Annotated in this window: 21 protein-coding genes; 15 read left to right on the top strand and 6 right to left on the bottom strand. The window is 60.4% G+C overall.

Going from position 1 to position 24,511, the window contains the following annotated elements; genetic code table 11:
• Window positions 1–48 precede the first annotated feature (48 nt).
• Complete coding sequence (locus JIN84_RS13125) at window positions 49–2,535, top strand: DUF6600 domain-containing protein (protein WP_200351494.1); 2,487 nt, start codon at window positions 49–51, stop codon at window positions 2,533–2,535.
• Between the two features lie 99 nt (window positions 2,536–2,634).
• On the opposite strand, the gene JIN84_RS23270 is transcribed toward JIN84_RS13125, so the two are convergent.
• Together JIN84_RS23270 and JIN84_RS13130 are read right to left on the bottom strand one after the other, a co-directional pair.
• A complete protein-coding gene (locus tag JIN84_RS23270; RefSeq protein WP_267908229.1) occupies window positions 2,635–2,766 on the bottom strand; it encodes a hypothetical protein in 132 nt (43 codons plus the stop codon).
• Window positions 2,767–2,901: 135 nt separating this feature from the next.
• The gene (locus JIN84_RS13130) at window positions 2,902–3,819 is read right to left on the bottom strand and encodes a ThuA domain-containing protein (RefSeq protein ID WP_200351495.1); all 918 of its coding nucleotides are present in this window, start codon (window positions 3,817–3,819) and stop codon (window positions 2,902–2,904) included.
• A 101-nt stretch (window positions 3,820–3,920) separates the two neighbouring features.
• Here JIN84_RS13130 and purD point away from each other — a divergent pair, with 101 nt between their 5' ends.
• The 8 genes from purD (at window position 3,921) to JIN84_RS13170 (ending at window position 10,769) form a co-directional block, all read left to right on the top strand.
• On the top strand, window positions 3,921–5,171 hold the full coding sequence (purD, locus tag JIN84_RS13135; protein ID WP_200351496.1) for a phosphoribosylamine--glycine ligase: 1,251 nt from the start codon (window positions 3,921–3,923) through the stop codon (window positions 5,169–5,171).
• A 6-nt stretch (window positions 5,172–5,177) separates the two neighbouring features.
• Window positions 5,178–5,711 carry a bifunctional pyr operon transcriptional regulator/uracil phosphoribosyltransferase PyrR gene (gene pyrR / locus JIN84_RS13140; protein ID WP_200351497.1) on the top strand — a complete coding sequence of 178 codons (534 nt, stop codon included), beginning with the start codon at window positions 5,178–5,180 and terminating at the stop codon, window positions 5,709–5,711.
• Window positions 5,708–6,529 (top strand): hypothetical protein, encoded by an 822-nt coding sequence (locus tag JIN84_RS13145; protein ID WP_200351498.1) that lies wholly within the window; start codon window positions 5,708–5,710, stop codon window positions 6,527–6,529. Before pyrR ends, JIN84_RS13145 begins: the two co-directional genes overlap by 4 nt.
• Window positions 6,519–7,442, top strand: coding sequence for an aspartate carbamoyltransferase catalytic subunit (locus JIN84_RS13150; RefSeq protein ID WP_200351499.1), 924 nt, complete (start codon window positions 6,519–6,521; stop codon window positions 7,440–7,442). Before JIN84_RS13145 ends, JIN84_RS13150 begins: the two co-directional genes overlap by 11 nt.
• Window positions 7,443–7,461: 19 nt before the next feature.
• Window positions 7,462–7,860, top strand: a complete 399-nt coding sequence (locus JIN84_RS13155) for a GxxExxY protein (protein ID WP_200351500.1) — start codon at window positions 7,462–7,464, stop codon at window positions 7,858–7,860.
• A 420-nt stretch (window positions 7,861–8,280) separates the two neighbouring features.
• The gene (locus JIN84_RS23535) at window positions 8,281–8,439 is read left to right on the top strand and encodes a hypothetical protein (RefSeq protein WP_425563428.1); all 159 of its coding nucleotides are present in this window, start codon (window positions 8,281–8,283) and stop codon (window positions 8,437–8,439) included.
• Window positions 8,440–8,657: 218 nt separating this feature from the next.
• Window positions 8,658–9,935 (top strand): dihydroorotase, encoded by a 1,278-nt coding sequence (locus JIN84_RS13165; RefSeq protein WP_200351502.1) that lies wholly within the window; start codon window positions 8,658–8,660, stop codon window positions 9,933–9,935.
• A 99-nt stretch (window positions 9,936–10,034) separates the two neighbouring features.
• Window positions 10,035–10,769 (top strand): DUF4328 domain-containing protein, encoded by a 735-nt coding sequence (locus JIN84_RS13170; protein WP_200351503.1) that lies wholly within the window; start codon window positions 10,035–10,037, stop codon window positions 10,767–10,769.
• 27 nt (window positions 10,770–10,796) lie between these two features.
• On the opposite strand, the gene JIN84_RS13175 is transcribed toward JIN84_RS13170, so the two are convergent.
• The 3 genes from JIN84_RS13175 to JIN84_RS13185 all read right to left on the bottom strand — a co-directional run bounded on the left by JIN84_RS13175 (window position 10,797) and on the right by JIN84_RS13185 (window position 14,325).
• On the bottom strand, window positions 10,797–12,167 hold the full coding sequence (locus JIN84_RS13175; RefSeq protein ID WP_200351504.1) for an L-serine ammonia-lyase: 1,371 nt from the start codon (window positions 12,165–12,167) through the stop codon (window positions 10,797–10,799).
• A gap of 184 nt (window positions 12,168–12,351) precedes the next feature.
• Window positions 12,352–12,861: a 2-amino-4-hydroxy-6-hydroxymethyldihydropteridine diphosphokinase gene (gene folK / locus JIN84_RS13180; protein ID WP_200351505.1), complete on the bottom strand. Its 510-nt coding sequence runs from the start codon at window positions 12,859–12,861 to the stop codon at window positions 12,352–12,354.
• A gap of 3 nt (window positions 12,862–12,864) precedes the next feature.
• A complete protein-coding gene (locus tag JIN84_RS13185; protein WP_200351506.1) occupies window positions 12,865–14,325 on the bottom strand; it encodes a S1C family serine protease in 1,461 nt (486 codons plus the stop codon).
• A 120-nt stretch (window positions 14,326–14,445) separates the two neighbouring features.
• Here JIN84_RS13185 and JIN84_RS13190 point away from each other — a divergent pair, with 120 nt between their 5' ends.
• From JIN84_RS13190 to JIN84_RS13205, 4 genes are read left to right on the top strand one after another with little or no spacing between them, the layout of a single operon-like run.
• Complete coding sequence (locus tag JIN84_RS13190; protein ID WP_200351507.1) at window positions 14,446–15,102, top strand: hypothetical protein; 657 nt, start codon at window positions 14,446–14,448, stop codon at window positions 15,100–15,102.
• Entirely contained in the window at window positions 15,099–17,210 is a 2,112-nt protein-coding gene (locus JIN84_RS13195) for a flotillin family protein (protein WP_200351508.1), read from the top strand. Before JIN84_RS13190 ends, JIN84_RS13195 begins: the two co-directional genes overlap by 4 nt.
• Window positions 17,211–17,229: 19 nt before the next feature.
• The gene (locus tag JIN84_RS13200) at window positions 17,230–17,748 is read left to right on the top strand and encodes a hypothetical protein (RefSeq protein WP_200351509.1); all 519 of its coding nucleotides are present in this window, start codon (window positions 17,230–17,232) and stop codon (window positions 17,746–17,748) included.
• Window positions 17,749–17,799: 51 nt separating this feature from the next.
• Window positions 17,800–22,911 (top strand): DNA repair ATPase, encoded by a 5,112-nt coding sequence (locus JIN84_RS13205; RefSeq protein WP_200351510.1) that lies wholly within the window; start codon window positions 17,800–17,802, stop codon window positions 22,909–22,911.
• 361 nt (window positions 22,912–23,272) lie between these two features.
• Here JIN84_RS13205 and JIN84_RS13210 read toward each other — a convergent pair whose 3' ends face one another.
• The gene (locus JIN84_RS13210) at window positions 23,273–23,848 is read right to left on the bottom strand and encodes a pyroglutamyl-peptidase I (RefSeq protein ID WP_200351511.1); all 576 of its coding nucleotides are present in this window, start codon (window positions 23,846–23,848) and stop codon (window positions 23,273–23,275) included.
• Window positions 23,849–23,921: 73 nt separating this feature from the next.
• Between JIN84_RS13210 and JIN84_RS23275 the strand changes: the two genes are divergently transcribed.
• Window positions 23,922–24,143, top strand: a complete 222-nt coding sequence (locus tag JIN84_RS23275) for a cysteine-rich CWC family protein (RefSeq protein WP_200351512.1) — start codon at window positions 23,922–23,924, stop codon at window positions 24,141–24,143.
• Window positions 24,144–24,211: 68 nt separating this feature from the next.
• Complete coding sequence (locus JIN84_RS13220; RefSeq protein ID WP_200351513.1) at window positions 24,212–24,511, top strand: Dabb family protein; 300 nt, start codon at window positions 24,212–24,214, stop codon at window positions 24,509–24,511.

Below are 24,511 nucleotides of genomic sequence, written 5' to 3' on the forward strand. Positions count from 1 at the left end.
TGTTCCTCTTGCGGGTTTCGTCGGAATAAACAGCACTCCAGAAAACTCATGAAGAGCCCACATTTCATCCCCTTCGCCGCGCTGGTCCTGTTTGCCGCAACCGGTTGCGACAAGAAAGACAGCGGACTGTCCGACAAGCTCGCGGAGCTCGAACGGAAGAATAACGACGCCACCACCCGGCAGCGCGAACTGGAGCGGGAGCTGGAAGAGCAGAAGCTGGCGGTCGAGCGTGATGCCATCGAACGGGAACGGGCGAGGATCGAAGCCGACCGCGTGGCCTTGGAGCGCGAACAGGGGGAAGCCGCGGCCGCACAGGCAGAGGCGATCCGCAAGCGCGAGGAGGAGCTGGCTGCCCGGGAGGGAAAGCTGGAGAAATTCCAGATCAGCCTGGATGAGAAACAGGATGATCTTGCGGCGAAGTCCGCGAAACTCAGCGAGAAGGAGCGGGAAATGGCCGGACGCGAGGCGCTGCCATTCGAGGCGACCGAACAACTCGAACCCGTCGCGGACTATGGAACTTTTTACGATTCCCTCGCCTCCTATGGTTCCTGGTTCGAAACGGACGACTACGGCTACGTGTGGCAGCCGGTCGCTGTCCGGGACTCGAACTGGCGGCCTTATTCCCGGGGACGCTGGGCATGCAGCGATCGTGGCTGGACATGGATTTCCGACGAACCTTTCGGCTGGGCGACCTATCACTACGGCAGGTGGGCCCTGTTGCGCGGGCGCGGCTGGATCTGGGTGCCGGGCACCGAATGGGCGCCAAGCTGGGTTTCCTGGCGGGAAAACGACAACTGCATCGGCTGGGCGCCGCTGCCGCCCGAAACCCTGGCCTATCGCGACCATGCGTGGGATGCCACGGTGGATGTGCAATTCGGCATCGGCGCGGCGTGGTTCAGTTTCGTGGAGGTCCGGAATTTCGGAAATCCGGTTTACGATCATTGCCTGCCGCTGAACGTGAACGTGAATTACTATCAGCAGACCACGAACATCACCTACATCCACGTCCAGAACCGCCAGGTCATCTGTGGCGGCCCGAGATACAAGCGCGTGAACGAGCGTGCCGGCAGGCCCGTTCCGTTCTACCGGATCGATATGGAGAGGCGCGGTCACTCCGAGATGCGGTCACGCGTCATCGGTGACCGCCTGAAGGTATCGGCTCCGAATCTGGATGCCCGGTGGAACGAAGGACTGCGCCCGAAGCAGATCCGGGGTCGCATGGATTCGGTCAATGTGGAACGAGATCGCCAGTTGAGCGGCGAAATCGCCGGTCGTTATCGTCAGAGCCGTCAGGAAGGACGGGAGCGTGCGGATGAGACTATCGACAAGCTGGGTGGTGTGGAAAAATTCCAGCAGCGCCGCCGGGAGCAACTCCAGCAAAGCCGCCAGAAGGAGAATCCCAAGGGGGCCCGTGAGGAAATCCGCGAGGTCGCGGTAGAGCGTGACCGGCCACGGAGAGAAGCTGCGGGAAATCGGGAAGAACAGCGCGATGACCGCGGCACCGGCAACGCCGATCGCCAGCCGAATCCGGAGCGCAACCCGCCAAAGGGGCCGGAACGCGTGGGAGGAACCACGCGTCCGTCCCGCCCGGAGATCGGGAGTCGTGAAGGTCAACGAGGAGATCAACAAGGAAACCAACGTGGGGATCAGCCTGGAGACCAGCGGGAGGATCAACAAGGCAACCCTCGTGAAGAACAGCGTGAGGATCAAGGCGGGGACCGCGGACCAAATATCATGCCGGACAAGGATCCGGGACGCCAGGAACAGGAGCGCCAACGACGGCAGGAAGAAGACAACCGTCGGGAGCAACAACGTCAGACCGATCGTCAGCGCGAAGAAGGCGTGAAGCGTGATCAGGAGCAGCAGTGGCAGAAAACCGAGAAGCAGCAACGTGACTCCGAGCAGGCCCGCAAGCAAACGCAGGAAAAGGATCGGAACCAACTTCAGCAGCAGGAGGAGAACCAACGTCGCCAGAAGGACGAAAACCAACGCCAGGGGCAGGAGGAAAGCCAGCGTGAGCGTCAGCAGGAAACGCAACGCCAGCGTCAGCAGGAAGAGAAGCGCCGCCAGCAGGAAGAACTCCGCCAACAGGAGGAGGTCCGCCAGCGCCGCCAGGAGGAGAACCAACGTCAGCGCCAACAAGAGGAAAGCCAGCGTCAGCGTCAGGAGGAAACGCAACGTCAGCGCCAGCAAGAGGAGAACCGTCGCCAGCAGGATGAGGCCCGCCAGCGCCAGCAGGAGGAGAACCAGCGTCAACGTCAGGAGGAAATGCAACGCCAGCGCCAGCAAGAGGAGAACCGTCGCCAGCAGGAAGAGGTCCGCCAGCGGCAACAAGAGGAAAACCAACGGCAGCGTCAGGAGGAAAACCAGCGTCAGCGCCAGCAAGAGGAGAACCAGCGTCAGCGGCAACAGGAGGAAAACCAACAGCGTCAGCGCCAGCAGGAGGAAAACCAACAACGTCAGCGGCAGCAGCAGGAAAACCAACGCCAACGGCAGCAGAGGGATGACGAAGAGCGCCGGGGCAGGAATCGTTAGGTCGAACAGTTCCTCTTCACGATACGTGTTGCGATGGATCGATCCAAGGACCGGGGGGATATGAGAGCATCATTTTCCTCCCGGTTTTGTGGATCGGCCTCATCCTTGGGGTCCTTCGTCTCCGGCTGCGAGTTTGGTCGCGAAATCCAACACCAAGGGTGCCAGCCTCATGCTGCGGTTGGTTTTGTCGATGAATTCGCGGAGGGAATCGAGTGTGAAGTATTCGTTCATCCCTGAGATTTTACATACCCAGCCATCATTACAAGGTGTGAGAGAGGCGGCTTCCTCCCGGAGAAGCCGCAATATCGGCCTCTCCCACCAAAGAAGCCGAAGGTTGCGGCGACAACCGGCAGAGAATTAGCCAGCCTATTTGATCTTCACGTCATAATCCCCCAGCGCCCACTGGATGCCGGCGAGATAGTGGCGGACCACTTTCGGGTGCCAATACATCTCGTGGTTGTGACCGAGCGAGCAATAGAAGACACGGCCTTTCCCCCAGTTCCGCACCCATGAGACGCCGAAGTCCTTGTCCTCACGCTTGATGCCGCCGACGCTCATGTCGGACTTCTCCGGATCGAGGCGCAGCAGCATGTGCACCGCCTTGGAGTCATACGGATCCTTGAGCTGGTAGATCTCTTCCTTGAAATCGACATTCTGGCCGTCGAACATGGCGACGAGCGGGTGTTTCTCCTGACCGGGCTCCACCTTGATGCTGACCTGCGTGCCGGCCCCCCATGGATGGCCGTCGAAGAAGCCGTTCACCATCTTGCCATATTCCTCCCATTCATAGAAGGTGTCCGTGGCGGCGTGGATGCCGATGAAGGCTCCGCCGGTTTTGACGAATTTCATGAGGTTGTCCTTGAGCGTCTGTTCATGCTTGGCGCTCGCCTGCTTCTCCTTGTCCGTCATTTTTTCCAATTCATCCTTGCTGGCGGCGAAGGGGTTCATGGTGGTGCTGAGGAAGAGGATGCCGTCGAAGGACTTGATTTTCGCGGCTTCGAAGTTCGAGAGATCATCGCTGATCACGGTCTCGAAGGCTCCGGTCTTTTTCCCCATTTCGGTGAAGGCGACCTTGCCGGTGGCGATGGAGGCGTGGCGGAAGCCCGCGGTCTTGGAAAAGATGAGGACTTTCCGGGCTTTCGCCGGCTTGGCGAAGGGCTTGTCCGGCAGGACGGCGGTGATTTTTTCAAGCGCTTCCGGCGGGGCCTGCTCGCCACCGGGGTTCTGGGCGACGACGAAGACCGCCAGGGCGGCGACGATGGCGGATGGAATGAGGGTTTTCATGTAGGATCGGTGAGGATGAAAGCGCTTACCGGGCGAGGATTCAAGTTCTTGCATGGATTCGGGGTTGAGTCCGGGGTCGGATTCCGTCAGAAGGGGCGCGGATGAGAATTTTGGTCGTAGGCAAAGGTGGGCGCGAGCACGCGCTGGTAAGGGCGTTGGCGGAGTCTCCGGGCAGTCCGGAGTTGTTCTGCTTTCCCGGCAGCGATGCCATTTTCGAGCTGGCGAAACCGGTGCCTGTGGATGGACTGGAGACTCTCGTCGAGTGGATGGCGGCGAACGCCATCGACCTCTGCGTGGCGGGCGAGGAGAGTTATCTGGTGAAGGGTGAGGGACTTGCGAATCTGTGCGAGCGCAACGGCATTCCGTGCTGGGGACCGCCGAAGGAGTCCGCGCAACTTGAAGCCAGCAAGGAATTTGCAAAAGAGTTTCTAGTCCGAAACGGCATCCCCACGGCCCGTGCGACGGCGACAGACACGCTGGAGGAAGCGGTGGCCGCCATCGCTGGCGAATATCCGACCGTGTTGAAATTCGACGGCCTCGCCGCAGGAAAAGGCGTGGCGGTTTGTCCCGACGAGGCGTCCGCGCTGGATTTCCTGGATGAGGTCTTCACCCAGCGGCGTTTCGGTGCCGGACGGGTGCTGGTCGAGCAATGCCTCACCGGCCCGGAGGTTTCCATATTCGCCGCGATCATCGACGACCGGTATCTCATCTTCACCCCCGCGCGTGACTACAAGCGGGCGCAGGATGGGGATCTCGGGCCGAACACCGGCGGCATGGGGGCTGTGGCCAGCCGCCAGCTCGTGTCCCCTGAGCTGCTCGCGCGGATCGAAAAGGAAATCGTCCGGCCTACGGTGGATGGATTGCGCAAGGAAGGATTGCCTTATCGCGGGTTCCTTTACTTCGGCCTCATGCTCACGCCCGCCGGGCCGCAGGTGATCGAATACAACTGCCGTTTCGGCGATCCCGAGTGCCAGGCGGTGATGCCGCTGGTTCAGGGCGATCTCGCCGCGTTCTGCCTCGCCGGGGCGAAAGGCGAACTGCAGGAAAACCTCGTGAGCTTCAGCGATGGCTGGAGCGTCTGCGTCATCCTCGCGTCCGCCGGCTATCCGGAAAGTTCGCGCAGCGGTGATGGGATCTCCGGTTTGGAGAAGGTCACGGATGCCCGGGTCTATCACTCCGGTACGAAACGCACGGCGGATGGCGCCTGGGAAACGAACGGCGGCCGCGTGCTCGCCATCGTCTCCGGCGGTGACACCCGCGAAGCCGCCGTGGCGGATGCCCATGCGGCGGCGGATCTCGTGGATTTCCCCGGCCGGCAGCGCCGTCGGGACATTGGCATCTTCAATTTCTGACTCCCCATGGAACACACGCTCGACGCAGAAGAAATCGCCGCCGGAGTAGGCCGCCTCGCCGCGGCCATCCGTGAGAAACATCTCGGCAAGCCCATCGCCCTTGTCGGCATCCGCAGCCGTGGTGACGAAGTGGCGGAGAGGGTCCTGACGATCTTGTCTGAAGACGACGATTGGGAACTTTCGTTTGGCGTGCTGGACATCTCCCTCTACCGTGACGACTTCGAGCACCTGCACGCGAATCCGAGTCTTCAGGAAAGCGACATCGCTTTCACCGTCGAGGGAGCGCACATCATTCTCGTCGACGACGTCCTTTTCACCGGGCGCACCATCCGCGCCGCGCTGGACGCGCTTTCTGACTACGGCCGCCCGGCCAAGGTCGAGCTGGCCGTGCTCATCGACCGCGGCCACCGCGAAATGCCGCTCCAGCCCGATTACGTTGGCATCTCTCTCGACACGAGGCGATTGGATCATGTATTGGTCTCGCTGGAAGGGGCGGACGGGAAGGACGAGGTCCGGATCGTCTCAAACGAAAATCCATGAGCTTACCGCAGCGCAAGAAATCCGCCGAAGAGATCGCGAAACTCCGCGAGTCACTCGGTATTGGCGGATTTCCTGTCGCAGAAGCCCCGGGGGTGGAGAGCCCTCCGAAGCCCGCCACCGCTGTGGCTGTCCCCGCTCCGGCGGCTGCGCCAGTTGAGCCACCTGTCAGGAAAATGCCGGATCCTCCGGAGGTGGTCGAAGCTCCGCAAACTCCGGCAGCCACTGCTCCGCCACCGGTCGAGGCGAGGGAACCCAAGGCGGTCCATTCGTTGAAACGCTCGGAACGGGTTCCCGTCCTCTCGGCGGATCCGACGAAGGCTTCGCCCTCACAGGGTTCGTTCCTGCCGGTGCCAAACCCGATCCTTGCAGTGGATCCGCCGCCCGGGCCAAAAGCTCCGAAAAGGGTGCGCTCGTTGAGAAAGTCCGAACAAATCCCGCTGCCCGCCGCGCACGCGCCGCCGAAGGATTCCACCCTGCCGATCCATCGTCACAGCGACGAGGAGCTGGGCGAGATCCGCCGCCGGGAGATGCTGGCCAATTCAGTGGGGGCGGCTCCTCCGCCGGTACTGGCCGCGCATCCGGTTCTCTACGCTCCGGGATATCTGCTGGTTCTCGGCAGTGCCGCGGGAATCTACTTTTACGATGTGGACAAAATGGTTCCCGCCGGTTGCGTGGTGACCGCTTTTCTCATCGCGACGTTCATCTTTGTGAAAAAACCGCTGTCGCGCCACCACGCCGCCTTCATCGCGGTGATGGCGCTCTTTCTCATCATCTTCGGCGCACTCTATTATTTTCCCCAACTCCAGCATGGCACGTAAAGACCTACTCGACATCGCCTCTCTCGACCGCGAGGAAATCGAACACCTCTTGGAGCAGTCCGCTCCGTTCAAGGATCTCTTCACCCGCTCGGTGAAAAAAGTCCCCGCGCTGAAAGGCAAGTCGGTGCTCATGCTCTTCTACGAAGCCAGCACCCGCACCCACTCCTCCTTCGAGGTCGCCGCCAAACGCCTGTCCGCCGATGTCACGAACTTCGATGTCGCGCACTCCTCCATCACCAAGGGCGAGTCCGTCCGGGAAACCGTCGAGACGCTGCAGGCGATGCGGACCGACTACATCATCGTCCGCCACGGCCGCTCCGGCCTGCCCGGCATGATCGCGAAGCAGACGAAGGCCTCCGTCATCAATGCCGGCGACGGCGCGCACGCGCATCCCACCCAGGCCCTGCTGGACGCCTTCACCATCAAGGAAAAGTTTCCGGATCCCACGGGGAAAAAGGTTCTCATCATCGGGGACATCCTGCACTCCCGCGTCGCCCGCTCCACCAGCACGATCCTGAAAAAGCTCGGCGTGGACGTCGCCTACCTCGGACCCGGCTCTCTCGTCCCGAAGAACGGCCCGGAAAACATCCGCCGCTTCACCGACTACAAGGAAGCCATGGCCTGGTCGCCGGACTTCGTCTATCTCCTCCGTGTCCAGATGGAGCGGCAGGACGTGCAATACTTCCCAAGCGTCCGCGAATACCACCGCCTCTACGGCATCACCGACGCCCGCCTCGCCGACATCCGCGACCGCGGACTCTACCTCATGCACCCCGGCCCCGTGAACCGCGGTGTCGAACTCTGCGACGCCGTCATGGACTACGAACGCAGCCTCATCAACGACCAGGTGGAAAACGGAATCGCCGTGAGGATGGCGGTGCTTTACTGGCTGAAGCCGGGGCGGGAGGGATAAGCAGAAGAGGGAACCACGGATGGACGCGGATGCACACGGATTGAGATTTGAAGTCGAGACCGGCGAGATCATCAATTGCGCATTTGAGGTGCTCAATGCCTTGGGGCACGGACTTCTGGAGAAACCCTATGAGAATTCGCTATGCGTCGAGTTCGGATTGCGCGGCATCCCATGGAGCCAGCAGCCCCGGTACGATGTTGTTTATAAAACCGTCAAAGTCGGTGAATACGTTCCCGATCTCATTGTGTTCGGTTTCGTGGTGGTGGACACCAAAGTCATCGATCGCATCACTTATCACGAGATCGGTCAAATGCTCAATTATCTGAAGATCACGGGTCATCCCGTGGGTCTGATTCTGAATTTCAAACGAGGTCGTCTGGAGTGGAAACGGGTGATCAACCATTTCCCATCTGCCTGAAATCCGTGTTCATCCGCGTTCATCCGTGGTTCCTCTTCATCTGTGCCAGCGCGAGCGGCGTCGTCGGAACTCTTGATGACCGTATTGGAACATTATCTGGGCGACAGCATCGAGCCGGAGGGCGATAGTTAAGATCGAAGAGGAACCACGGATGAACGCGGATGAACACGGATCAAGATTGGAAAGAAAATCTTCCGTCCCACCGTTGTGACTTTCAGGCATCGGGCATGGCTGCGAAAAATTTTGAATTTCCGTTAAATCTTTGCATATTATGTAGTTGGCGATTTTGCGTATCCCTCAAACTGCTTGATCGGAGCGGATCAGCGGGTATCCTGCCCCCATGACCGCCGTCGCAGAGAGGCTTTCAACGAGGCCCGGGCTCTCGGTGAAGACGAGCGCATCGCTCTGGCGGAGAAGCTGGTGGAAAGCATTTCCCTTGATGCCGGAATTCTCACCGCCCAGTTGGACGAGGTGGAGAGCCGTGCCGCCGATCTTGCTTCGGGGGCGGCGATTACGATCCCCGGCGAAGCCGCATCGCGGATGGTCAGGGCGGCGGATAAAAAAGGCCGCGTGGAATGAGATTCCATTTTCACGAGAAAACATCTTTCGGATCCAAAGCGCTTTGCTTTTGCCCGGAAAAATTATCAAGTCGCCCGCGCCCGGCGTTTTCCCTGCTCGATTATCTTCGAGTTTGATGAACCCTCTTCCACTGTTTTCATCCATGCGGTTTTCCATCAGAAACGCCAGTCCGGTAGTTGGTTGAACCGTAAGTCAGACCTTTAAAACCTTTTCAAACCATGCTCCTCATCATCAACGCCCGCATCGCTTCCGAAGACTCGCCTGATCTCACCGAGGGCGATGTCCTGATTTCCGACGGAAAAATCCAGCAGGTCGGCAAAGGCCTCGTCGCTCCGGATGGCGCGCGCGTCATCGATGCCGCCGGAAAACTCCTGATGCCCGGGATGTTCGACGCGCACGTGCATTTCCGCGAGCCGGGTTTCGAGGCGAAGGAAACCATCGCCACCGGCAGCGAGGCGGCGATCAATGGCGGCATCACCGGTGTCGTCATGATGCCGAACACCAGTCCGGCGATCGACTCGGCGACGGTGGTGGGCACCGTGCTGGACATCGCCAAGCGGACGGCGCGTATTCCGGTTTACACCTCCGGCTGTGTCACGATCGGCCGCCATGGCAAGGAGCTGGCGGGCATCGACGGCATGCGCGCGCTCGGCGTGAAGATGCTCACGGACGACGGCGACACCACGGGCGATCCCGCCGTTCTGCTCCGCGCGATGCAATACGCCACCGAGTTCGGCATGTTCTTCGCCAGTCACTGCGAGGTTCCCGAACTCGCCGGACCCCGCGCGCTCAATGAAGGTGCGATGAGCTACCGGCTCGGCATCAAGGGTTCGCCCGCCTGTGCCGAGGAGATCATCATCGACCGCGACATCCGCCTCGCCCATGCGGCCGGAGCACACATCCACATCCAGCACGTCTCCAGCAAGCTCGGCATGGAAACCATCCGCTGGTGGAAACAGCGCGGTGATGTGAAGGTCACCGCCGAGGTTTCCCCGCACCACCTGCTTTTCACCGACGAGCACATCGGCGACTACGACACGAACTACAAGATGAACCCGCCGCTCCGCACCCAGGCGGACAACGACGGTTTGCTGCAAGGCCTCATCGACGGCGTCTTCGACCTCATCGCCACCGACCACGCACCCCACACGCCGTTCGAGAAATCCCAGGATTTCATCAGCGCGCCGAACGGCATCACCGGTATGGATACCGCGCTGGTCTCGCTCTACCACCACTTCGTCGCCACCGGGAAATTCGGCTGGGATCTCATCGTGAAGCGCTACAGCGCCGAGCCCCGCCGCCTGATGGGGCTGCCCGCCGTTTCCATCGAAGCCGGCCAACCCGCCGACCTCATCCTCTTCGACACGGAAAAGGAAACCACCTTCACCAAGGAGTTCATGAAATCCAAATCCCAGAACACGCCCTTCATCGATCAGACGTTGAAGGGGAGTGTGGAGCTGGTGGTGCTGGGGGATGAGATTCTGCTGGAGCGGTGAGGAGAGCTCCAATGGTGGCGGGATGGGTACCCATCATGGACCAAGCTTCCCGTTTTACCCGTGCATTCCAATGCCGGATTTGTAGTTTTGTGATGCCCGATGACAAAAGACGCCTCAGAATTTGATCCCTACCAGCCGCCGACGGTCGTTAACCCACCTTCTCCGGAAATCCAGGCCAAGGCGTATCTCCAGGATGCCCGCGTAATTGGGAATGCCGCGCTTGTCGCAATTTCAATCCAAGTGCTGGTCAAATTCCTGATGCTGGCCGCCGGTCAGGGCGACATGCTTGTGATGCTTACCATCATCCATGTCCTGGCATTTCTCGGGTCGGCGGTCTGTTACCTGATCTGGGTCTATCGTGTTTGTTCAAACGCCCTTCGTATCAATCCTCAGGGGGACACCTCACCGGGCTGGGCCGTGGGTTCCCATTTCATTCCACTTGTTAACTGGGTTGTTCCCATCGTCACCTTGCGGAGGGTCATCCGAATCAGTTTTCAACGGAAGAACCCTGGCTCGCTTCCTGTTCTCGTCGTTGTCTGGTGGATTTCCTTTTGGTGCAGCAATGTTCTTATCAGGTTGGGAACAAACCCGGCCGGGTTTGGTTTATGGTGTCTTTCCCTCATTGTTTCATGGGGAGGTGTGATCATTTTGGTAACCAGGATCAGCCGATGCCAATCGGAGTTTCAGCCTGACCCATCCGAGCGTTCGCGGATGATTCCGTTGTCAACCTCTCCGATTCCGGATTTCCCCGCGATACAAAGCCGCCAGTCGAAGCCACCAGGACAACCTGCGGCGTCCGATATCGAAGCCGGGTGGGGCGGGGGAGGAGTGTGATGCTTGCGGGATATCCAACTCTGATAACTAACACTCCACCACATTCACCGCCAGTCCTCCCCTTGAGGTCTCCTTGTATTTTGATTTCATGTCGCGGCCGGTGTCGCGCATGGTCTTGATGACCTTGTCCAGCGAGACGAAGTGGCTGCCATCGCCGGAGAGCGCGAGGCGGGAGGCGTTGATGGCTTTGACGGAACCCATCGCATTGCGCTCGATGCAGGGGACCTGGACAAGTCCTCCGACCGGATCGCAGGTCAGGCCGAGATTGTGCTCCATGCCGATTTCCGCCGCGTTCTCCACCTGCTTCGGCGTGCCGCCGAGATATTCGACAAGGCCGGCGGCGGCCATCGAGCAGGCGACGCCGACCTCCCCCTGGCAACCGGCTTCGGCTCCCGAGATGGAGGCGTTGCGCTTGTAGAGCATGCCGATGGCCGCGGCGGTGAGGAGGAAACGGTGCACGCCATCCGGGTGCGGAGAATTCCGGAATCTGACGGCGTAGTGCAGCACGGCGGGGATGATACCCGCCGCGCCGTTCGTGGGGGCGGTGACCACCCGGCCACCGGCGGCGTTTTCCTCGTTCACCGCGAGGGCGTAAAGATTGACCCAATCGAGGACGGTGAGGGGATCGGTCAGTGACATTTCCCGCGAGCCGCAGAGATTTTCATAAATGGCCATGGCACGGCGTTTCACCTTGAGTCCGCCGGGGAGGATGCCGTCCCGCGAGCAGCCGCGTTTCACGCAGTCCTGCATCGCCTGCCAGATGGCGTCGAGGGCCGCGCGTGTTTCTGCCTCCGGACGGAAAGAAGATTCGTTTTCCAGCATCAGCGAGGAAATGGAGCGACCGGTGCGCTCGGTGTGCTGCATCAGCTCGGCGGCGTTGGTAAAAGCGTAAGGAAGAGCGATTTCTTTCTGGCTTGGATTTTTCAACTCCTCCTCGCTGGAAATGAAGCCGCCGCCGAGCGAGTAGATGACGGCATCGGCGAGAATCGCACCGGTGGCATCGAGGGCGGTGAAGTGCATGCCGTTCGGGTGGAGGGGCAGCGGCTTGAGCCGCTTGAAATCCAGATCCGTTTTTTCATCGAACGCGAGATCGGTTCCCCAGGGCGCGGCGATGATTCCGCGGCGAATGGCTGCGAGTTTTGCGGGGATGCTGTCGATGCCGATGCTTTCCGGCTCTTCGCCGAGGAACCCGAGCATGATCGCGGTGCCGGTGCCGTGTCCCTTGCCGGTGGCGGCGAGGGAACCGTAAAGGTCACAACGGACACGCGCGACCTGCGGCGTGAGATTTCTTCCGGAAAGCTCGCGCATGAACCGGCTCGCGGCGCGCATGGGACCTACCGTGTGGGACGAGGAGGGGCCGATGCCGATGGTGAAAAGGTCGAGCGCGGAGAGTGTCATGGAAGAGGTTGAATGTGGGATCCCATGAGGCGGTGTGGGTCACGAATCGGCGGAAGCCGTTCTTGTGCCAGTGATTGTGTGTTTCCCGGGATCGAAGATGTGATGCGGGAATGTCATACGTCAACGCATGGATTTTTTTCAGGACGTGGGATTGCCGCTCATCGTCCCGCAAGCTGCCGACATTTTATCGGGCGAGGTCGTCCACGCGGATCAATGGAGGTTCGTCGGAAACAAGGTTTTCAAGCAAGCCGGCGATGTCCTGCGTTTGTCCGGGCAAGACCAGATCCGGACGGATCTCCGCCAGCGGTTGGAGCACGAAACGTCTCTCGCCGAGACGGGGGTGGGGCAGCGCGAGTGCCTCGGTATCGATGATGCGGTCGCCGAAATACAGCAGGTCCACATCGATGACGCGCGGAGCGTTTCGCTCCGGTTTTGCTGTGCGGCCCAATTCTTTTTCAATCCCCTGGGTGATCTCCAGCAGCTCGAACGGATCTCCTTCGAAGCCGATTTCCACGACAGAGTTGTAGAAAAATGGTGAGCCGGGAGGGCAGAGAAGAGGTTCCGTCCGGTAGGTCGAAGCCGTCAGGAATGACGCGCCGTCCGCGGAAATTTCCCGCAGCCTCACGCGTGCCGCAAGGAGGTTCGCCAGGCGGTCTCCGAGATTCGACCCGAGGGCGATGCCGACGCGGAACATGACTCAGTCTTCGAGATTCTCCAGGTTGTCGATGCCGTTGTCCTGCATGCGCTTGTTCGCCTCGGCGACCTTGGCCGACGGAATGATGATGGGGCGCTCGGCGTCGAACAGTTCGATGACGAAAAACTCCGGCATTTCCTTGGGATGCAGGAGTTCGTGAGCGTGGTTGAGGTCCTTCACCTCGACTCCATTGATCTTGTCCACCGCGAAGCCCGCGAATCCCCCGAGCTGGCTGGTCACCGGATCGCTCTCCACCCGTGTCAGCACGACGATGTCCTTGTGTTTTTCAAACAGGCCTTTCGGCACATAATCCGTGTAGAGGCGGCGCAGGGTGACATCGTTGAATTTCGAAGCGGCGAAGAGATTGGTGTCCAAAGGCTGGAAAACGAGCCCCGCGAAGACGACGTAGCGGGGCTTCTGCTCGTATTGCACGGCATACATCCGCGACCAGTGGAGCGGTTTCAGGACGATGTCCACGTCGTTCCAGCCACCCTGGCGGAGGAAGCGCACGGCGACCTTGTCCCCGGCGTACTTGCGCTCGATGATTTCATTGAGATTCACGTTCTCACCGTCGATGGTGATCATCCCGGCGCTGTCCACCGGCTTGCCATCCAAGGACATGAGCACATCACCCGGCTTGATGATGCCATCACTGGAACTGCCGGGGACCACATTGGTGATGAGCACGCCGTTGCCGTCGTTTTCGAGGTTCAGGGCCTTCCGCATCGCCGGGTTGTGAAGGGGGAATTCACTGACGCCGAGGTCGGCATAATGGTCGTAGTGGCCGTCCTCCACATCCTTGAGGAAACGGCGGACGACCGGAGTGGGGATGATGTAGCCGGTATTGTCGGCCTGGCGCAGGCCTTGGAACGCGACACCCACGACCTTGTCCTCCTGCACCACAGGTCCCCCCGAGTTGCCGGGATTGATCGCCGCGTCGATCTGGACGACGAGGTGCGAGTCCGCACGGGAGTGGGAATAGGGTTGGAAATCGATGCGGGAAACGACGCCGCGTGTCACCGACAGGCGCTCGCCACCCACGGGGTAGCCGATGACCCGCACCTGAGATTCCAAGGTAGGGACATTTCCGAATTCGAAGGTCGGGAAGGCCTCGAAATCCTTGAAATCCTCCACGGAAAGCAGGGCGAGGTCGCAGTCATGCGCGATGAACTCCACCTTGGCGGGATACTTTTTCGGGCTGCCGTAAACGGTGATCAGCACGCGCCGGGCATTCGAGACCACGTGGGCGTTGGTGAGGATCTTGTTTTTCCCGATGAGAAAGCCGGTGCCGATGCCGCCGCTGAACCGCCCGGAATTCCACGGCGTCAGGTAGTCCGGCACCTGGGTGGCCACCTCGATGCGGAGCACGGATTTGTAAACGTCGGACGGCAGCGACTTGGTTTGCGCCAGCACCGGCGTGGCGGTCAGGGCAAGCAGGGCGAGGGAGGACAGCAGACGAATCATGGTGTTGCTGGCGATGGTAGGGCGGGAGCGGCGGGCCGCAAACGAAATCGGGCGCCGGGCTGGAATCATCTTGGGAATTTCCAACCCGGATTCTCTTGCCATGAAGATATGCGAACTCCCATGGTTCCCGTAGTGAAAGAACTTTGGGAACAGGCGATCCTGCCTTGGAACTTGCCGCTCACCGTCCTGTTAGGACTGGTGATCGTGTTCTGGTCCCTCAAGATCCTCACGGGTGCGGATTTCGCTTCCGGAGATGCGGACATCGACGTGGATGGCGGCCTCGAACACGCCGGCGGTTTCTCCTCGGATCTCATGCGTGCGGTGAACGCGGGAGCCGTGCCTCTCACCATCGTGCTCAGTGTTCTCATACTCGCCCTGTGGATGGCCTCCATACTCCTCAATTACTATCTGAATCCGGAAAAGAAGTGGTTCCTGAACGCGGGATTGTTGCTCGCATCACTCGTGATCGCCGTGGTGGCGACGAAGATCATCACCCAGCCGCTGGTGCCCGTGATGCGCCGTCTCAAGTCGGCGGAGGATGCCGCTCCGGTCATCGGAGAAACGGGGGTGGTGCGTTCGATCGAGATCGACTCGCGATACGGCCAGGTAGAGGTGCGGCGGCCCCAAGGAGCTCCAGCCATTCTGAATTCACGTCTTCTTCCGGATATCGAACCCGTGCCGCGTGGCACCACCGTGGCCGTGGTTTCATATGATCAGGCGGCCGGAGTTTATCTCGTCAAACCCATTTCAACCGAATCCAACACACTGAAATCATGATACCGAACCAGCTCGCATCACTGTTGTCCTTGAGGAGCGCATTTCCGCTCGCTGATATATTCCTGGGTCTCGGCATTGTAGGTCTCCTTGTCGGCGCGCTGCTGGTTTTGGGCATCCTCGGCTACTTCCTGACGTTCTACCGGAAGGTGGAAAAAGGCCGGGCGCTGGTGCGGACCGGAGGCAGCCGGGCAAAGGTGATTCTCAACGGGGGTTTTGTCTTTCCGGTCGTCCACCGTGTGGACCACATCGACATCTCGGTGAAGCGCATCGAGATCGACCGGACCGGGAAGAACGGCCTCATCTGCCAGGACAACATGCGGGCGGACATCAAGGTGGTGTTCTTCGTGCGCATCAACAACGTGGAGGAGGACATCCTCAAGGTCGCGGATTCCATCGGCTGCGTGCGCGCCTCCAGCGAACCGGAAATCCGCAACCTGTTTGATGCGAAATTCTCCGAAGCGCTCAAGACCGTCGGCAAGCGTTTCATGTTCATCCAGCTCTATGAGGATCGTGACAAGTTCCGCGAGGCGATCCTCAAGGTCATCGGCACGGACTTGAACGGCTACGTGCTGGAGGACGCCGCCATCGACTATCTGGAGCAGACCCCCATCGAAATGCTCGACCCGGACAACATCCTCGACTCGGAAGGCATCAAGAAAATCACGCAGCTCACCGCCGAGCAGGCGAAGCTTTCCAACAAGATCCAGCGCGACAAGGAGAAGATCATCAAGCAGCAGGACGTCGAGGCCCGGGAGGCGATTCTCGAACTTGAGCGCCAGCTCAAGGAAACCGAAGCCCGCCAGAAGCGCGAGGTGGAAACCGTGCAGTTCCGCGAAGAGGCGGAGGCCGCGAAGGTGAAGGAAGAGGAACGCAAGAAATCCGAGATCGCGCGCATCGCGGCGGACGAGGAACTCGCCATTGCGGACGAGAACAAGCAACGTCAGGTGCTCGTCGCCCAGCGTAACAAGGAGCGCACCGACGGTGTGGAGCTGGAGCGCGTCGAACGCGAGCGCATGATCGAGCAGATCGAACGCGAGCGGGTCACGCAGATCAAACAGATCGAGGCGGAAAAAGCCATCGAAGTGCAGCGCAAGGAAATCCAGGAAGTCATCCGCGAGCGGGTGATCGTGGAGAAATCCGTGGTCGAGGAGCAACAGCGGATCAAGGACACCGAAGCCTTCGCCACCGTCGAGCGTGAGAAAAAGGTCACCGTTACGAATGCGGAAGCCGCCGCACAGGAAAGTCAGATCCAGAAGATCAAGGAGGCGGAAGCTCACAAGCAGGCCGCCCAGTTCAAGGCGGACGAGGATGCCTACACCCTGACCACCAACGCGGAAGCCTCGCGCCAGGCCGCCAAGCTCCATGCTGAGGAAAAACTCATCATTGCCGAAGCCTTCCAAGCCGCTTCCGAGAAAGAAGCTGCTGGGAAAATCCTTCTCGCGGAAGCCACGACCAAGGATTCGGCGGCCGTGGGGATCGGCGAGGCGGACATCATCCGCGCCAAGGGAACTGCCGATGCGGAGATCACCCGTGCCAAGGGGACTGCGGATGCGGAGGCAATCCGTGCGAAGGGAACTGCGGACGCGGAGGCCATCCGCCAGAAGGCGGACGCCATGAAGCTCTTCGAGGAAGCCGGTCAGGATCACGAGGAGTTCAAGCTCGAACTCGACAAGGAAAAGGTCATCGAACTCGCCCAGATCGACGTGCAGCGCCAGATCGCCGAGCAGCAGGCGATCGTCATCGGCGAGGCCCTCAAGCATGCGAAGATCGACATCGTGGGTGGCGAGACCGAGTTCTTCGACCGCATCACCCGTGCCATCACCACCGGCAAGGTGGTGGACCGCACCGTGTCCAACAGCCGGGTCCTGGGCGATGTGAAGGAAACCTTCTTCAACGGAGATCCGGATTACTTCAAGGCTCAGATGGGCACCTGGATCGAAGACTTCGGTGTCAACACCGAGGATGTGAAGAACCTCAGCGTCTCCGCCCTGTTGGCGAAGCTGGTGGGTTGCGCGGACGGTGAGAAACGCCAGCGCCTCATCGGCATGCTCGGTGCGGCGGAGCGGTTCGGCCTGGCGGACGCGAAGGCGGCTTCGTTTTTGAAATAATGGATTGCAGACGATCTTCATGAAAACCCGGATCGGTACGTATGCAATCTGTCTGTCCGCATTTGGCCTGGCCGCATGCGGCAGGGTGAATCAATCGAAAACCTCCGGCGCTGCCGGAAAGGAGCGGAATGTGGCTCAGCCTGTATTCATCACTACGGAAGGGCTTTTTCAGATCACAGGAGATTCATATATCCGGGTATTTCGAGATGAGAACGGCCTGTTGAATGTCGGGCAACGCATTGGGAAAAATGAACTCACTTGGGCGGCCGGCGTGATCGAACCCGGTTCCGACTGGTTCATATATGCGGAAAAATATAACGAAGCGTGGGTGTTTCAGGAAGATCATATTGCGTTATGGTATGAACATGAGGAATCGTCCGGGATTTATGGCCTGTTCGACTCCAATGATGACTCGAAATTGAACCCAAAAATATACGGGGCGCTCCCACCTGCCGTGATGGACCGCCTGCCGGACGGAGCGAAGCAGAAGATCCGCAACGCTGTAAAAAGCAGCGGAGTGGTGGACCGGAATATTTAATCAACAAATCCCCTTGAGAGCATCTCACAACCATCTTCCAGGACGATAAGGATGAGCGACACACCCCAACAATTGGAAGGCGGAGCCTATGAGGTGATCCGGGCGCGCCTGGATCAACACGCCGCGGTGCTGCGCGAACGGGTGGACGCGCTGAATGCGGACCGTCACGAGGTGTTCGGTGCGATCCCCACGGAGCTGCTTTCCACGGGACATGTCGGCACCGCGCACAGCTGCGTGCCGCGTGATATCGCCTGCCTTGGAAACAATCTCTACCTGCTGGGTTACAACATCCAGTTCGGCCTCAAGCAGACCACGGAACCCGCGGATGTTTTCGCATTGTGCCGTCTGGACGAGGAGCGGAATTTCCATATCGAGGATCTGGCTTCCGTGCTCGGGGACGCGATGTTCAACGAGGATTTCCAATCGCTCTTCCGTTACTACCGCAGCACGGTTTTCACCAAGTTCATGCTGATCGGGCCGCACCTCCACATGAAGATGCGGATCGGCAAGTCCGAGGATGATTTCAAGACCTTCAAGTGGCTGGTCAATGGTGACGGGACTCTCGCCTATCAGGGGAACCGCTCCGAGCACGAGTGCCGTTACCCCGAACCGGTCGAGTTCCAGTGGAAGCGCGCCCACCGGGACATGCACCGCTCCGGGGATCATCCCCACATCTCGGTCGGGGATATCGTGTTTGTGGAAACCATCGGTGGGGATCTCACCATCAAGGTGGAGGATAACACCAAGACGGGGCAGGGAATCTATTCCGAGCCGGTGGATGATGCCGACCAGACGCTCGACGACGCGGAGATCCTCTATGCCATTGTCGGACCGCTGGTGATTCTGCGGATTCTTCCCTATCGGGAAAGCAAGCACCGGCATCTTGTCTTCAATGGCAAGACCCGCACCGTGCACCGGGTGGATGGAATCGGCCAGTCCTGCGTGCTGCTGCCGGGAGACCAGGGCATCCTGTTCGCCAATGGTTACGCGCTGGCGACGGGAGAAGTGAAAACGTTCGAGACGGGGCAGTCCGGCCTGCGCTTCGAACGCCGGATCGCGGCGGGCAATGGCGAGGACACGTTGTTTGTTTTCTACCAGCGGACCAGCGGCCACTACGTCCTGTTTTCCTACAATGTCATCGCGCAGAGTGTGGAAACACCGGTCGTCTGCAACGGCTTCGCGCTTGATCCGGACGGCCGGATGGTGCTTTTCCAAGCCCCGGAGCAGGCGCAGAAACACCACGCGCTGCAGGTCTGGCGGACGCCCTACGTCGCTGATTCCGCAACCGCGGTGCCGGATGAAAAACGGGGTTCGCTGTTGTTCAAGATCGGGAACTCCACGCTTGTCAGCGGAATGGCCGAGGCGCGGGAGATCCTCATCCTGTTGGGAAAAGGGGACACCTACGCCGATGTCTATCTGGAGCTCGTCCGTCGCACGCGCGAGGTGTTGGACGGCTACTTCTGGCTCAAGGATGCCGAGGCGCACAAACTTTCCGAACCGCTGGAGGCGATCAACTCCGCGGCGAATGCGGCGATCGACGAGTTCGACAAGGTGGTCCGCCTGCGCCAGGCGACCGCCGCCCGTACCGAAGAGGTGCGGGATGCGACGGAAAAACTCCTCAATTCCGTACGGGGCAGCGCGCCGGACGATATCCGTGGTTTTGTCCGGAATCTGGCGGACCTCCGGCTGCGCCGTGGCGAGATCATCGGCTTGCGGGAATTGCGTTACGCCGACAGCACGGTCATCGACGACCTCGACAAACGCGTGGCGGACGCCACCGACACGGTCTCCGGCCGCACCGTGGAGTTCCTGCTTCAGGAGCGTGCTCTCGAACCCTACCGGCTGGCCATCGAGACCCAGCGCGAGTCGCTCGCGAAGATCACCAAGACCACCGAGGCGGATGATACGGCGAAAGGGCTCGACCAGGCGGGTTCGGAACTGGAACTGCTCATCGACATCGTCGGCAACCTCCGCATCCAGGACGCCACGCAGACCACGGCGATCATCGAGAGTGTTTCCGCACTCTACGCCACGTTGAACGGCATCCGGGCGGAGTTGAAATCGAAACGCCGTGAACTCGCCCGGGTCGAAGGCGTGGCGCAGTTCGGCGCACAGCTGAAGCTGCTCGGCCAGTCGGTCGTCAATTTCCTCGATCTCTGCGACACCCCAGAAAAATGTGGTGAATACCTGACGAAGGTGATGGTTCAGGTGGAGGACCTCGAAGGCCGGTTCGCCGAGTTCGACGAATACATCGAGGAACTCACGATCAAGCGTGAGGAGATCCACGAAGCCTTCGAAGGAAGGAAACAAGCGCTCATCGAGCAGCGCAACCGCCGTGCGGGGAATCTTCTCAAATCCGCCGAGAGAATCCTTGGCGGGTTGAAAAACCGCGCCGGATCGCTGGAGGACATCAATGCGATCAACGGCTACTTCGCGGGCGATCTCATGGTTGCCAAGCTCCGCGACATCATCACCGAGCTGAGGGACATTGGCGACAGTGTGAAGGCGGACGACCTCCAGACGCGGCTGAAGACCGTGCAGGACGACGCGGTGCGCCAGCTCAAGGACCGCAAGGAACTCTTCGCGGACGGCGGGAATGTCCTGAAGTTCGGGCGGCACAACTTCTCGGTGAACACCCAGGAACTGGAGCTGTCCATCATCACCCACGACGGCACGCCGTGTTTCCATCTGTCCGGCACGGCTTTCTTCGAACCGGTGGAAAGCGAGGAGTTCCTCGCCACCCGGGCGGTGTGGGATCAGGAGGTCGTCAGCGAGAACAACCGGATCTACCGCTCGGAGTGGCTTGCTTGGAAATTGTTGGAAAGCGGGATCGAGGGCGATCCCACGTTGGAAGCCGTCCATGCCTTCATGGCTCCGCGTTATTCGGAAGGCTACACCAAGGGCGTGCATGACGAGGATGCGCTGAAGATCCTGTCCGCTCTCCTGCCCATCCACCGCTCGCTCGGCCTGTTGCGCTTCGGACCCAGGGTACGGGCTCTCGCGATGCTTTTTTGGGAAGTTTACCGTACGACGGAGCAAGGCGGATCCATGGAAAGATTGATCTCCGCGCATGGTGCCATGCGGCGGGCGTTTGGTGCGCCGGTGGAAGAGGCGCACCCGTTGCGGTCCGAGCTGGAGAAAAACCTGTCGGACTTCATTTCCCGCTCGCAAGCGGCCGGGCTGTTGGTTTCTGACAACGGTCCACAAGCTGCCAGGGATTCCGCGGCCTATTTGTTCGAGCAACTCGCTTCCGGCGGTCCGGTCCCCGCATCCGCGGAATCGGCGGCAGGCACGGCGGCCTTCAAGCTTGCGCTGAACACCGGCACCGCCGCGTCGGAACTGACGCGTTCGCTCGACCCTCTCGGCGACGATCCGGAGCGCCGTTTCCTCGTCCTGCTTGACTGGATGAGCGGCCACCTCCGTTTTACGGACGGCCCGGTGACGCATCCGCGCCGCACGCCACCGCTCGCGTGGGTGGCCGAGTCGGCCGCGCATTGGTTGCGCGGTGGCATCGAGCAGCGTGGAGTCAGTGAAGTTTCATCCTCCATCCGTGTGGAAGGACTGCGCGGCCAGCATGCGGTCATCCAGGATGGCGGCATTTACGAGACCGATTACCAGGCGTTCCGCGAGCGGTTGTCAGGATTTGAAAATCGCGAGGTGCCCGCCTTCGAGGCATGCACCCGCCTGAAGCAGAAGCTCATCGAAGTCCGCAAGGAACAGATCCGTCTGGATGAGTTCAAGCCGCGGGTGATGAGTTCGTTTGTTAGAAACCGCCTCATCAACGACGTCTATCTGCCGCTCATCGGGGAGAACCTGGCGAAGCAGATCGGCACGGCGGGCAGCGACACCCGCACGGACCGCTCGGGGCTGCTGCTGCTCGTCTCACCGCCCGGCTATGGCAAGACGACCATCATGGAGTATGTGTCGAACAGGCTCGGCCTCACCTTCATGAAGATCAACGGCCCCGCGCTGGGCCATGCCGTTGTCTCGCTGGATCCGACGGAAGCGCCGAACATGTCCGCGCGTGAGGAAGTGGACAAACTCAACCTCGCGCTGGAGATGGGTGACAACGTGATGATCTACGTGGACGACATCCAGCACACCAATCCCGAGTTCCTCCAGCGCTTCATCAGCCTTTGTGACGCGCAACGGAAGATGGAGGGCGTCTGGCGGGGCAAGGCGCGGACCTATGACCTGCGGGGCAAGAAGGTCGCCGTGGTCATGGCGGGGAATCCCTACACGGAAGGCGGGACCAAGTTCAAGATCCCCGACATGCTGGCGAACCGCGCGGACACCTACAACCTCGGCGACATCCTCGGCGGCCATCTCGACGCCTTCAAGGCGAGCTACATCGAGAACAGCCTGACCGCGAATCCGATTCTGGCCCGCCTCGCCAGCCGTCACCAGGAAGACGTGTATGCCGTGATGAAAGTCGCGGAGACCGGCAGCCAGGAGGGCGTGGATTTCAAGGGCAACCACGCACCCGCCGAGATCGAGGAAATGGTCACCGTCACCCGGCATCTGTTCGAGGTGCGGGACACGATCCTGCGGGTGAACCAGGAATACATCCGCAGCGCGGCGCAGGAGGACGCGTATCGCACGGAACCTCCGTTCCGTCTTCAAGGCTCCTACCGGAACATGGCCCGCATCGCCGGAAAAGTGCTGCCCCTGATGAGCAAGGCGGAGATCCGCAGCCTGATCCTCGATCACTACCAGAACGAATCCCAGACCCTTACCCAGGGAGCGGAGGCGAATCTGCTCAAGTTCAAGGAATTTGAAAACATCTCCAACGACACGGAGAAATCCCGCTGGGTGGACATCAAGAAGGAGTTCATGAAACGCCGTCTGCTCGGCGGTGCGGGTGAGGAGGATCCCGTGGGACGCGTGGTCGCCCAGTTGTCGGGATTCCAGGATGGTCTGGAGGCGATCAAGGCAGTCATCGCTGACAGCGGCCGCGAGCACGCGAAACCCCAGAGCCTTTCGGAAACCACCGTGGCGCAGCTCCGTGAGATCATCGCGGGCCTGCGCGCCGTGCCCGTGGAGGTGGACATCAAGGTGGTGCCGGTTCAGGACGACCGTGGATCGATCCAGAGCGTGGATCAATCCGCACAGGCCCCGCTGGCATTCAGCCCGGAAGTCCGGCAGGGAGGTGACGAGAGTTGAGCAGCGGAGCGCTGGCCGCTGGCTAGAGCCTTGGCTTTGATACACATCTCGTGCCCTGCCGCATGAGCCGTAGGAAACTCGGCCTTCTTCAGCACCAACGGTGCGAAATGCGAGAGCCCGGGGTGAGCGAAGCGCAACCCCGGGTCATCGACCACCCCATTTCCCAAGTCCTGAAGGGACGAGATCAAGGGGGCTGCGGCGCGCCAGGGATGCCGTCCTTTCAGGATTTCGGCATCTCTCAAATCTCTTCCCATGGCGCTGCCATGGGCTTTCTCATCCCGCACCGTTGGTGCTGAAGACGCGTCCACGACAAGCCACCATGCCGCATTCGGAGCCACGATGTTCGGGATGCGCGTCAGGGCTAAAGACTGCGTCCCGTCATTTCGGAAACCATCAGATCCAACGCGGCCACCGACCGCTCTGTTGGATAATCCCGGGCCAGGGGCAGGTGGATGAAACCCGCCGGGCAAGTCATCCGGTTCGCATCAAGATCGTGCCTTGCCGTGTAAAAAACCTGATTACAGAGATACCGGCCCGGGTCGTCCGAGAAACGTACCGGATGTCCATTTTTCTCCAGCGGTTCCCGGAATGTTTCCAATGGCAGCGTCGATGAAAGCTGGGATGGCGCTCCCTTGATGATGGCCTTCCCCCTCGGCATTCGTCCGCCGTTGTCCGCAATCCGGAAATCCAGCTCGTTCCATGCGGTGGTTTCCAAGCGGATTTCCTTACTGCCCGCCGCCTCACCGAGCATGATCAGCGCGTCCGGGCGGATCAGCCGGAGCGCCTGCCTGAGCCGTGCCGGGGCGATGACGGAATCCACCGGCAGGATGCGGGTGCGGATTTCCGGGTGGAGCCCTTTCAACCCACGCAGTGCGAGCGACGAGGCGTTTTCCAACCGGCCGTCAAAGGGGACGAACGCGGTGACGAGGATTTTCACGGGCGGAGAATGGCCCGGGTATTGCTAAGAGTGAAGGGTTATGTAGATGCTGAACCCTCGAATGGATTGCGAAATGTGCCAGATCTCCACGGAAAACAAGTGTCCGCTTTGCGGAAACTCAAACCACTGCGGCGTCAATGACATCGGCGGCTGCTGGTGCGGGAAAATTGAAATTCCCATGGAATTGATCGAACAGCTTCCGGAACAGGGAAAGGCGTGCATCTGCCTGGGGTGCGTGAAGGCGAGCTTGGCCGCCCGTGGCGGGCAGGTGTCGTTTTGCGCCGACGGCGGCTGATTTGTCCCCCTTTTGTCCCCCATATCGGGGCTTGCGGCGGAACGCCCGGATCTCTATTTCCTTGGTCCATGGACCACCACGTATATTTCTGGCTGAAGGATGAACGGAAGAACGCCGCCGACCGCGCTGTTTTTGAAAAAGGACTCGCTGACCTGTTGGAAAACGACCTCGTCGCAGGCGGTCGCTGGGCCGTACCCGCCGCCGTGATGGTGCGCCCGGTCATCGACCAATCATGGGACTACGCCCTCGCGATGCAGTTCGACACCATTGAGAAGCACGACGCCTATCAGGTGGACCCGAACCACCAGGTCTTCATCGACGGCTTCAAGGACTGGTGGGCCCAGGTGCAGGTGAAGGACCTGGCTTGA

The organism is Luteolibacter yonseiensis (assembly GCF_016595465.1).
Lineage (GTDB): Bacteria > Verrucomicrobiota > Verrucomicrobiia > Verrucomicrobiales > Akkermansiaceae > Luteolibacter > Luteolibacter yonseiensis.

Bases quoted from the DNA above. Each gene is read 5' to 3' on its own strand.
- JIN84_RS13125 (WP_200351494.1), top strand. From the start codon at position 49: ATGAAGAGCCCACATTTCATCCCCTTCGCCGCGCTGGTCCTGTTTGCC.
- JIN84_RS23270 (WP_267908229.1), bottom strand. From the start codon at position 2,766: ATGAACGAATACTTCACACTCGATTCCCTCCGCGAATTCATCGACAAA.
- JIN84_RS13130 (WP_200351495.1), bottom strand. From the start codon at position 3,819: ATGAAAACCCTCATTCCATCCGCCATCGTCGCCGCCCTGGCGGTCTTC.
- purD (WP_200351496.1), top strand. From the start codon at position 3,921: ATGAGAATTTTGGTCGTAGGCAAAGGTGGGCGCGAGCACGCGCTGGTA.
- pyrR (WP_200351497.1), top strand. From the start codon at position 5,178: ATGGAACACACGCTCGACGCAGAAGAAATCGCCGCCGGAGTAGGCCGC.
- JIN84_RS13145 (WP_200351498.1), top strand. From the start codon at position 5,708: ATGAGCTTACCGCAGCGCAAGAAATCCGCCGAAGAGATCGCGAAACTC.
- JIN84_RS13150 (WP_200351499.1), top strand. From the start codon at position 6,519: ATGGCACGTAAAGACCTACTCGACATCGCCTCTCTCGACCGCGAGGAA.
- JIN84_RS13155 (WP_200351500.1), top strand. From the start codon at position 7,462: ATGGACGCGGATGCACACGGATTGAGATTTGAAGTCGAGACCGGCGAG.
- JIN84_RS13165 (WP_200351502.1), top strand. From the start codon at position 8,658: ATGCTCCTCATCATCAACGCCCGCATCGCTTCCGAAGACTCGCCTGAT.
- JIN84_RS13170 (WP_200351503.1), top strand. From the start codon at position 10,035: ATGACAAAAGACGCCTCAGAATTTGATCCCTACCAGCCGCCGACGGTC.
- JIN84_RS13175 (WP_200351504.1), bottom strand. From the start codon at position 12,167: ATGACACTCTCCGCGCTCGACCTTTTCACCATCGGCATCGGCCCCTCC.
- folK (WP_200351505.1), bottom strand. From the start codon at position 12,861: ATGTTCCGCGTCGGCATCGCCCTCGGGTCGAATCTCGGAGACCGCCTG.
- JIN84_RS13185 (WP_200351506.1), bottom strand. From the start codon at position 14,325: ATGATTCGTCTGCTGTCCTCCCTCGCCCTGCTTGCCCTGACCGCCACG.
- JIN84_RS13190 (WP_200351507.1), top strand. From the start codon at position 14,446: ATGGTTCCCGTAGTGAAAGAACTTTGGGAACAGGCGATCCTGCCTTGG.
- JIN84_RS13195 (WP_200351508.1), top strand. From the start codon at position 15,099: ATGATACCGAACCAGCTCGCATCACTGTTGTCCTTGAGGAGCGCATTT.
- JIN84_RS13200 (WP_200351509.1), top strand. From the start codon at position 17,230: ATGAAAACCCGGATCGGTACGTATGCAATCTGTCTGTCCGCATTTGGC.
- JIN84_RS13205 (WP_200351510.1), top strand. From the start codon at position 17,800: ATGAGCGACACACCCCAACAATTGGAAGGCGGAGCCTATGAGGTGATC.
- JIN84_RS23275 (WP_200351512.1), top strand. From the start codon at position 23,922: ATGTGCCAGATCTCCACGGAAAACAAGTGTCCGCTTTGCGGAAACTCA.
- JIN84_RS13220 (WP_200351513.1), top strand. From the start codon at position 24,212: ATGGACCACCACGTATATTTCTGGCTGAAGGATGAACGGAAGAACGCC.